This is a genomic window from Mesorhizobium sp. M1E.F.Ca.ET.063.01.1.1, assembly GCF_003998155.1.
Lineage (GTDB): Bacteria > Pseudomonadota > Alphaproteobacteria > Rhizobiales > Rhizobiaceae > Mesorhizobium.
Window position 1 is genome coordinate 1 of the sequence record NZ_RZSC01000207.1, and the last position, 8,722, is coordinate 8,722.

5 protein-coding genes, 1 tRNA gene and 2 pseudogenes are annotated in these 8,722 nt (G+C 64.7%); 5 read left to right on the plus strand and 3 right to left on the minus strand.

Going from position 1 to position 8,722, the window contains the following annotated elements; translation table 11 throughout:
* Nucleotides 1-689, plus strand: a 689-nt coding sequence (locus EOA29_RS16465) for an exodeoxyribonuclease VII large subunit (protein WP_281061081.1), incomplete at its 5' end; no start/stop codon positions are given.
* 10 nt (nt 690-699) lie between these two features.
* Nucleotides 700-1,814 (plus strand): annotated as a pseudogene (locus tag EOA29_RS16470) (P1 family peptidase).
* 54 nt (nt 1,815-1,868) lie between these two features.
* Here EOA29_RS16470 and EOA29_RS16475 read toward each other — a convergent pair.
* A complete protein-coding gene (locus EOA29_RS16475) occupies nt 1,869-2,123 on the minus strand; it encodes a DUF768 domain-containing protein (RefSeq protein ID WP_127221157.1) in 255 nt (84 codons plus the stop codon).
* A 562-nt stretch (nt 2,124-2,685) separates the two neighbouring features.
* On the opposite strand from EOA29_RS16475, the gene EOA29_RS16480 reads away from it, so the two are divergent.
* Complete coding sequence (locus EOA29_RS16480; RefSeq protein ID WP_127221158.1) at nt 2,686-4,539, plus strand: ABC transporter ATP-binding protein; 1,854 nt, start codon at nt 2,686-2,688, stop codon at nt 4,537-4,539.
* Nucleotides 4,539-6,431, plus strand: coding sequence for an ABC transporter ATP-binding protein (locus tag EOA29_RS16485; RefSeq protein WP_127221159.1), 1,893 nt, complete (start codon nt 4,539-4,541; stop codon nt 6,429-6,431). Before EOA29_RS16480 ends, EOA29_RS16485 begins: the two co-directional genes overlap by 1 nt.
* Nucleotides 6,432-6,446: 15 nt before the next feature.
* On the opposite strand, the gene EOA29_RS16490 is transcribed toward EOA29_RS16485, so the two are convergent.
* Nucleotides 6,447-6,523 (minus strand) — tRNA-His (locus tag EOA29_RS16490).
* A 336-nt stretch (nt 6,524-6,859) separates the two neighbouring features.
* Nucleotides 6,860-7,321, minus strand: a complete 462-nt coding sequence (locus EOA29_RS16495) for a phasin (RefSeq protein WP_127221160.1) — start codon at nt 7,319-7,321, stop codon at nt 6,860-6,862.
* Between the two features lie 246 nt (nt 7,322-7,567).
* Here EOA29_RS16495 and EOA29_RS16500 point away from each other — a divergent pair.
* A pseudogene (locus EOA29_RS16500) lies at nt 7,568-8,722 on the plus strand (PAS domain-containing sensor histidine kinase); the annotation flags it as partial.

Sequence of the window (8,722 nt, forward strand, 5' to 3'; positions counted from 1 at the left end):
ATGCCTGCGCTTCGCGGCATCTGGAGCGCAAGCGCCAGGCGGTGCGCGCCGCGGCGCGGGCACTGCCTTCGCCCGATCAGTTGCTGGCGCTGCCGCGCCGCCGCTTCGACGAGGCGACCAGCCGGCTGGGCCGTGGCCTGACGGTGAGCATCGAGCGCAAGCGCTCGAGGCTGGACCGGCAGCGGCTGACGCCAGCGACCCTGTCGCGCCGCCTCAACGAGACCCGCACGCTGACCGGCCGCGACATTGCCCGCGCGCGGGCCGCATTCTTTGCCATCGTTCGCCAAGGCCGGGCGCGCTTCCAGCGCACCTCGGCGAGACTGTCGCCGGCGCCGATCGTCAGGCGGCAGAAGCTGCAGGCCGATACGCTGGCCGGGCTGATGCGAAGGCAGGACCAGGCCCTGGCGCGGCAGCTCGATCGGCTTCGTGCGGCGCTTACCCAGGCCGACCGGCTGCTCTCCACCCTCTCGCACAAGGCCGTGCTGGCGCGCGGCTTCGCATTGGTCAAGGACGCCGACGGCGCCGTCATAAAGCGCGTCGCGGAATTGGCGCCGGGCGCGGCGCTGCAACTGGAATTCGCCGACGGCAGTGCCGAGGCCATCGCCACAAGTGGCGGAGCGCGGCCAAAGCTGGCCGCCAAGTCCTCGGGCAAGGCCAAGGAGCCCGGCAGCCAAGGCTCGTTGTTCTGAGTACGGGATGATCACCGACGACCCGCACCTCCGTACGCCCTCCGGCAAGCCGCGCCTGCGTTCGTTCGCGATAGCCCTGGACGGCACGCCCGGGCGGTTCAACGCCATCACCGACGTGCCGGGTGTCACGGTCGGCTACACGACGCTGATTTCCGGCGACGGCCCACTCCAGGTCGGCAAGGGACCGGTGCGCACCGGCGTGACGGCGATCCTGCCAAGACCGCCTGGCGAGCTCGCGACGCCGGTGTTCGCCGGCGTGTTCAGCCAGAACGGCAATGGCGAACTCACCGGCACGCACATCATCGAGGAGACCGGCGCCTTCAACCTGCCGGTCACCATCACCAACACCCATTCCTGCGGCGTCACCCGCGACGGCACGCTGCGCTGGATGAACCAAGTGCTGCCGGCGGCACTCGACAGCGCCTGGGGACTGCCGGTGGCGGCCGAGACCTATGACGGTTTCCTCAACGACATCAATGGCCACCATGTCGGCTTCGATCATGTCGCCGCCGCGCTCGACGGCGCGACAGGCGGCGCCATCGAGGAAGGCACGTCGGCGGCGGCACCGGCATGATCTCCTTCGGCTTCAAGGCCGGGTCCGGCACCGCCTCGCGCATCATCGAATGGCAGGACAGAAGCTACACGCTGGGCGTGTTCGTGCAGGCGAACTTCGGCAGGCGGTCCAACTTCACCATTCACGGCCGGCGCGTCGGGTCGGAACTCACTGAGCCGGCGATCCGCGAAAGCACGCCGCGCGCCGAAAAGGGCTCGATCATCGCCATCGTCGCCACCGACGCGCCGTTCCTGCCGCATCAGATGAAACGGCTTGCCCGGCGCGTGCCGCTCGGCATCGCCATGACCGGCGGCTATGGCTACCACAGCTCGGGCGATATCTTTCTTGCCTTCTCGACCGCCAATCCGGGGGCCGCGCTGGCAGCTTCAGGCCGCATCGCCCGCGCGGATTTCATCCCGGACGTCGATATCGACCCGTTCTTCGATGCTGTTGTGCAAGGGGTGGAGGAAGCGATCCTCAACGCGCTGATCGCCAATGAGGACATGACGGGGCGTGACGGCAATTTCGTGCCGGCGCTGCCAAAGGAATGGCTGAAGAACAAATTCGGCTAAGCCCCGCGCCCAGCCCAGGGGGCACAGGGCTTCCCGGCGCGCCGGGCCGGTGTCTTACTCGGACAGCTTGTCCGACGGCGTCTCGTGCGCGCTCTCCTCGGCGACTTCCTCGAGCCGCGAGGCGATCAGTTCCTGGATATCGCCGACTTCTTCCTGGATGTCTTCCAGAAGAATGCCTTCCTCGGCGGCCTCGGCGCAGCATTCCTTCGCCAGGGTTTCGGCCTGCTTCTCGATCTTGGCTGGAGAATGCTGGCAATGGACCTTTTCGCCAATCCATCCGCGCAAGAACTCGATCGCGTGTTCACTCATACTGCTTCTTCCCTAGCGGCTAAGCCGGTTTGGTAGTCATGAACGCCCCCATCCCGCTAACGGATGCACGCCCCATTCGACCCGAGTCGGCCTCGACCGGCAAGACATCTTGCCCGAGATCCACACAGTGGGAGGAATTGGAGGGTTCAGGGAACACGTTCAGATCGGTGAGGATGATGATGCTGGCCAGGACCGTCAAAGATCCGCTCTCTTGTTTCTGCTTGCTTTTTCCCGGTTTTTCAGGCCGATTTCCGTCACTATACGCAACGCATTTACGGCAATCTCGCAGGCGCAGCAAATGGGCGAGAAACCGAAAGCCGCCGGTATATAGTGATATCCTCACGCAATGTCGACTCCGCTCGCCGTCCTGCTTCCTTCCGCCGCGTCAGGTGAGGCAGGCAACCATCGGATCGCGAGCATATGGGCCGCGTTCACCAGGCATAGATGCGACGCCGCCATTGGCCCTTGAACGGTCAAGTCAGGCCCGCGTAACATCGCGCCGCTTCAACTGAGTCTGCTTCATTCGTCCGGGCTAATGTTCTGATCTGGTTGGATATTTTCCTTGCATACGGATGCAAAAAGCAGCGCGCCGGAGCGCGGCAAATCCTTTGCCCATGTGGCGGAAGCCTCCTGGGGAAAGGGCTTCAGCACCCTGCTCCGCATCATGCGCATGACACTGCGCCACCCCTGGCAGGTCGCTATCACGATCGTCTCGACCTTCGTTGCCGCGACGCTGCAGCTTCTCATTCCACGCCTGCTGGGGCGTGCCATCGATCAGGCGCAAGGCGTGATGGCCGAGGGCGCCGGCACTGCCGCGGAGCACGCGCTCTGGAACACGGCGCTCACGCTGCTCGTCGTCAGCGTCCTGCGCGGCCTCTTCACCATGGCGCAGAACTACTATGGCGAGGCCGTCGGCCATCAGACCGGATACGAACTGCGCCTGGCTTTCTATGAGAAAATCCAGCGCCTGAGCTTTGCCTTTCACGACAGGGTTCACACCGGCGATCTGATCACGCTCGGGCTGCTCGATCTCGACGGCGTGCGCATGTTCTTTTCCACCGGCGTCCTGCGCGTGGTTCTGCTCGGCGTGCTGATCGGCGTCGGTGCCTATCTCTTGATCAGCACCGATCCGGTGCTCGGGCTGCTCAGCCTCAGCTTCGCGCCGTTCGTCGCCTGGCGGTCCTCCGTCACCCAGTTGAGACTGCGCAGCACCTGGCTGACCCTGCAGCAGCGACTGTCGGTGCTGAGCCGAGTGATGGACGAGAACCTCGGCGGCATTCGTGTCGTGCGCGCTTTTGCGGCGCAGAGCCACGAGCTCAAGAAATTCGACCGCGCCAAGCAGGACGCGCTGGATCTCGCCAACGAGCGCGTCGATATCCGCGTCGGCAACACCAGCGCGATGAACTTCTCGTTCCTGGCGGCCATGGGGCTCGTGCTCTGGTTCGGCGGCCAGAAGGTGATGGCGGGTCAAATCAGCGTCGGCACGCTGGCGCAGTTCCTCACCTTCATGACCATCCTGCAGATGCCGGTGCGCCAGCTCGGCCTGATGGTCAACTCGTTCGCACGCGCCTCGACCTGCGGCACGCGGCTGTTCGAACTGCTAGACACCGAGCTCGACATCAAGGACGCGCCGGGCGCCAGGGACCTCGTCGTCACCGAGGGCGTGCTGCGCTTCGACGATGTCGGCTTCCGCTATGGGGGTTCAGGCGGCCGGCCGACATTGTCCGGTATTTCCTTCGAGGCCAGGCCCGGCCAGACCATCGGCATCGTCGGTCCCCCCGGCAGCGGCAAGTCGACCATCGCGCATTTGATCCCGCGCTTCTACGATGTGACCCGCGGCACCATCACCATCGACGGCCAGGACATCCGCGCGGTCACGCTGCAATCGCTGCGCAAGGCGGTCGGCGTCGTGCAGCAGGACGCCTTCCTGTTCACGACCTCGATCGAGAACAACATTGCCTATGGCAATCCCTGGGCACGCGAGACCCGCATCGAGCGGGCGGCCGAATCCGCCCAGTTGCACAACTACATCATCGGGCTTCCGGCCGGCTACACCACGATCGTCGGCGAACGCGGCGCGTCGCTCTCCGGGGGCCAGCGGCAGCGCCTGACCATCGCCCGCAGCCTGATGCTGCGGCCTTCGGTGCTGGTCTTCGACGATTCCACCGCGGCCATCGATGCCGGCACCGAACAGCGGATCCGGGCAGCGATGAAGCGCTTCGCCAAGGACCGCGTGACGCTCATCATCTCGCATCGGCTGAGTTCGCTGATGCATGCCGACCAGATCCTGTTCGTCGAGGGTGGCCGGATTGTCGAGCGCGGCACGCATGAGGAACTGCTGGCCTTGGGCGGACGCTACCGCGCGCTCTACGACCTGCAGCTACGGCCCGACGATGCCGCATTGGGAGCCGCGTGATGCCGGACCCGCGCGACGACGAGAAGGAAGACACCAGCGGACGGCCGGCAAAGGCGGTCGTCGGCTCGCACCGCGACGAGGAGGAGGTCTTCGGCAAGGCCTACGATCCGCGCGTCGTGCGGCGCATCTGGAGCTTCGTCAAACCGTACCAGTCCCGCATCTTCATCTCGGTCGCTGCGGTGCTGGTGTTCACGCTGACGCAATTGGCGATCCCGCTGGTCATCCGCTACGCCATCGACCACGGCATGGCGCCGGGCAGGCTCGACCGTTCGGTGATGGGCTGGGCGACCGCTGCCTTTGCCGTGATCATCCTCATCAACTACGCGGCCAGCTATGTGCAGGAGAGCGTCGTCGGCAAGGTGGCCGAGAATGTGCTTTCCGACCTGCGCCGCGCCATGTTCAGCCATCTGCAGCGGGTCTCGCTGAGTTTCATGGACAAGACCGAGGTCGGCCGGCTGATGTCGCGCCTGCAGGGCGACGTCAATTCGATGCAGGAATTCCTCGAGACGTCGGTCATGTCGGTGGGCGACATCGTCTTATTGTTCGGCATCGTCAGCGTCCTGCTCTGGCTGGATTTCCGGCTCGGGCTGCTGACGCTGTCGACCATGCCGATGCTGTTCGTCGTCCGCCTGTTCTGGCTGCCGCGCGCCAAGGTCGCCTTCATGGCCGCGCATGAAACCAACTCGATCGCCAACGGGGCGCTCGCCGAAGGCATTCACGGCGTGCGCACCGTGCAAAGCCTCGAACGCCAGCACGTCAATTTCGACCTCTATGACGAGAAGGTGCTGGCCAATCTCAATGCCCATCTGAGGTCGGCCAAATACGCGCAGGTGATGGTGCCGATCGTCGATACGCTGACCGGCATCGCCATGGCGACGGTCATCGTCGTCGGCGGTTCGATGGTGCTGTCGGACAGCCTCGATGTCGGCGTCATGGTGGCATTCCTGTTCTACATCCAGCGCTTCTTCGACCCCATCCGCTCGCTTACCATGCAGTACAGCGTCATGCAGCGCGCCATGGCTTCGGGCCAGCGCATCTCCGAAGTGCTCGACGTGCCGGTGGACGTCAGCGACAGGCAAGGCGCGGTGGCGCTGTCGCGCGACATGGACGGCTCGGTCGAGTTCAGGAACGTCACCTTCGGCTACCGGCGGGACCAGCCGGTGCTGAAGAATGTCAGCTTCCGTGTCAATCCGGGCGAAACGGTCGCGCTTGTCGGCCCGACCGGGTCCGGCAAGTCGAGCTCCATGGCGCTGGCGCATCGCTTCTACGATGTGTGGTCGGGTCAGGTCCTGGTCGGTGGCCACGACGTGCGCGACCTGACGCAGGATTCGCTCGGCGATCAGATGGCCATGGTCCTGCAGGAGCCGTTTCTGTTTTCCGGAACGGTGCTGGAGAACATCCGCTATCACAAGACCAATGCTACCCGCGAGGAGGTGGTGCGCGCGGCGAAGGCCGTCGGCGCGCACGACTTCATCTCGCACTTGCCCGGCGGTTACGACACCGAGCTCGAGCAGCGCGGCGGCAATCTCTCGCTCGGCCAGCGCCAGTTGATCAGCTTCGCGCGGGCGCTGGTGGCCGACGCCAGGATCCTGGTGCTCGACGAGGCCACGGCCAGCATCGATTCCTATACGGAGATGCTGATCCAGAAGGCGCTGACAAAACTGCTGGAAGGCCGGACCGGGCTCGTCATAGCCCATCGGCTCGCCACCATCCGCGGCGCCGACCGCATCATCGTCCTGCAGAACGGCGAGATCGTCGAAAGCGGCAACCACGAACGATTGATGAAACGAAACGGCCTCTACGCCCGCCTCTACAACATGAACTACGCCTCGTTTGACGACATTTCCGAGGAAGACATGGGAATGGACGCGGCGGCCGGCAAAGCGACGTGACCGTCAGGGAGCCGATGGTACCGTTGGCTGGGCTCGAACCAGCGACCCCCAGATCCACAATCTGGTGCTCTAACCAACTGAGCTACAACGGCACATCTGCCTGAGCGCAATCGAGGAGAAACCGTTCTCCGCGTCCGCGCTGTCGTCGGCGATGCGTCCAATACGGGCTATCAGAGTCTAATTCAAGGCCTTTGATTAGGCAAAGGCCGGTTCAACGACCGGCACCCGTTTTAGCCGGGCAAAAGAAAAGGCCGGCGGGAGGAGGTGCCGGCCTTTTCCTGTTACGAGCCAGCGGGAGGAGATGCTGGCTGGTCACCCCGGGAACGGAGGGAGGAGGTTCCATCCCCGGGTATTCATCCGATCAACTCATCGCACATCTATTTGTCTGATGAAATGCGACGTTTTGATGCAGCTTTTGGTTGTACCTGTCAGGCCGCCTTAACGTCCTTGATCGCCTTCTCGAAGGCGGTCTTGACCGGCTTGGAGACGTCCTCGACCGCCTTGGAGGCAACGGCCTGCAAGTCCTTGGCCTGCTCGAGGGCCATCTCGACGCGCTTGCGCAGGAAGGCGGTCTGCAGTTCGACGACCTCGGAGAGCGTCTTGGCGCCGACCAGGGCTTCGAGGTGCGAGAAGCCGGCTTCGGCGTTGGCGCGCAGCACGGCGATGGTCTTCAGCGACAGGTCGCCGGAAACGGTCTTGGCGGTCTCGTAGGTCGACTCCAGAACTTTCTGGGTCTCCTCGGCGCCGGTCTTCAGCTTGGCATAGGCCTCTTTCGACTGCTCGACGCCCTTCTCGGCGAAGGCGCGGATCTGGTCGGTGGCCTTGGAGGCGTCGAAGCTCGGGAATTCCACGTTTTCGATGGTGTCAGAAGTCTTGGCAGTCTTGGACATTTTCCAACCTTTCAGGGGCAGCGGCTTTGTCAGAAAGCCGTCTCGTTCATGTATGATGGCAATATAAAGGCAAAATTTGTGCATTGCAACATCTTTGTTGCAGCGCACCATAAAAATCGTCCGACCATTAACCAAGAGCCCAGAGATTTCGGTCGCTACACGGCATGGCTTGTGGACCTTCGCCCCGCAGGCTTTTATTAACAAAGCGTTAACCGAAATGCCCGCTGCCGGAGGGTTCGCCAGCGCATGCCGCCCGAAAACTACTCCTTCCTTGATGTCGCCGTGCTCGATGCCGTGCGCCAGCGCTTCGCCGCCGGCGACGCACTCGCCATATTGTCGGCCGATCTCGAGCAGGTGATCTGGGCCAACGGGCCAGGCGCCGCGGTGTTCGGCTATCCGGATATCGAGGCCATCATCGGCGCCTCGGCGCGGCTGCCGCTGATCGCCAGGCGGCAGATCATGGCGACCAGCGGTTTTCCGGAAATCGGCAGCGACCGCGCCATCACGGTACGGCTGGCGACCGGCATGGTGAGCCGCGCCGTCGGCTTCCTGGCCAGCACGGTAACGATGCCGGACGGCGAAAAGGCGATCATGCTGGCGGTGCCCGCGGCGCAGACCGGTTCGCGCAGCGTCGCCGAAATCGCCGGCCGTGCCATCGGCGGCTTCACCGAGGCCGGACATTTCATCGCCTTCGTCGATGCCCAGGGGCAAACCGAGGCGGCTTCGGAGGGCTTTGCGGCGCTCGGCATCAAGCCGGAGACCCTGGCTGCCCTGGTCGCGGACGTGGCAAGCGCGGGAGACCGCATCGTCAAGCGCCTCGTTCCCGGAGCGGACACCTCCTATCCGGCCGGCTTTGCCCGGCTCACCGACCAGCGCCATCTTCTGGTGGTGATCGACGAGGACCAGCTCGACGGCGAGCAGAACGACCGGCCCGGCGGCGATGACACAGCGGCAGCGCCGGAAAGCGCGCCTGCCGTCTCCGAAGAGAAGGGCACCGCCGCCGAAGCCGAGCCGGTTCGAGAGAACGATATCTCGCCCCCGGCAGCGACCGCGGGCGGAGAAGCGGTCACGGCCCTGGCGGGGTCTGCGGACAGCGCCCAGCCAACGAAAGAGACCGCGACCACGGTCGACCACGTGCCGGATACGACCGAAGCAGGTAGGCCGGCTGCCGATGCGGGCCCTGCGCAGCACGACCATTGGTATTTCAACGCCGGCGTGGACGAGGTGAGTCCGCCTGAACCGGAGGCACCACCGCGGGTAGAACCGGCGGATGCTGCCGCTGAGAGCCAGCAGCACACAGCCGAAAGCGGGGCGTCGGCGCAGCCGGGCGCGGCTCGCAATATCGACCGTTCGGCGCCGCCGTTGCGTTTCGTCTGGCGCACTGACGCCGAGGGTAGGTTC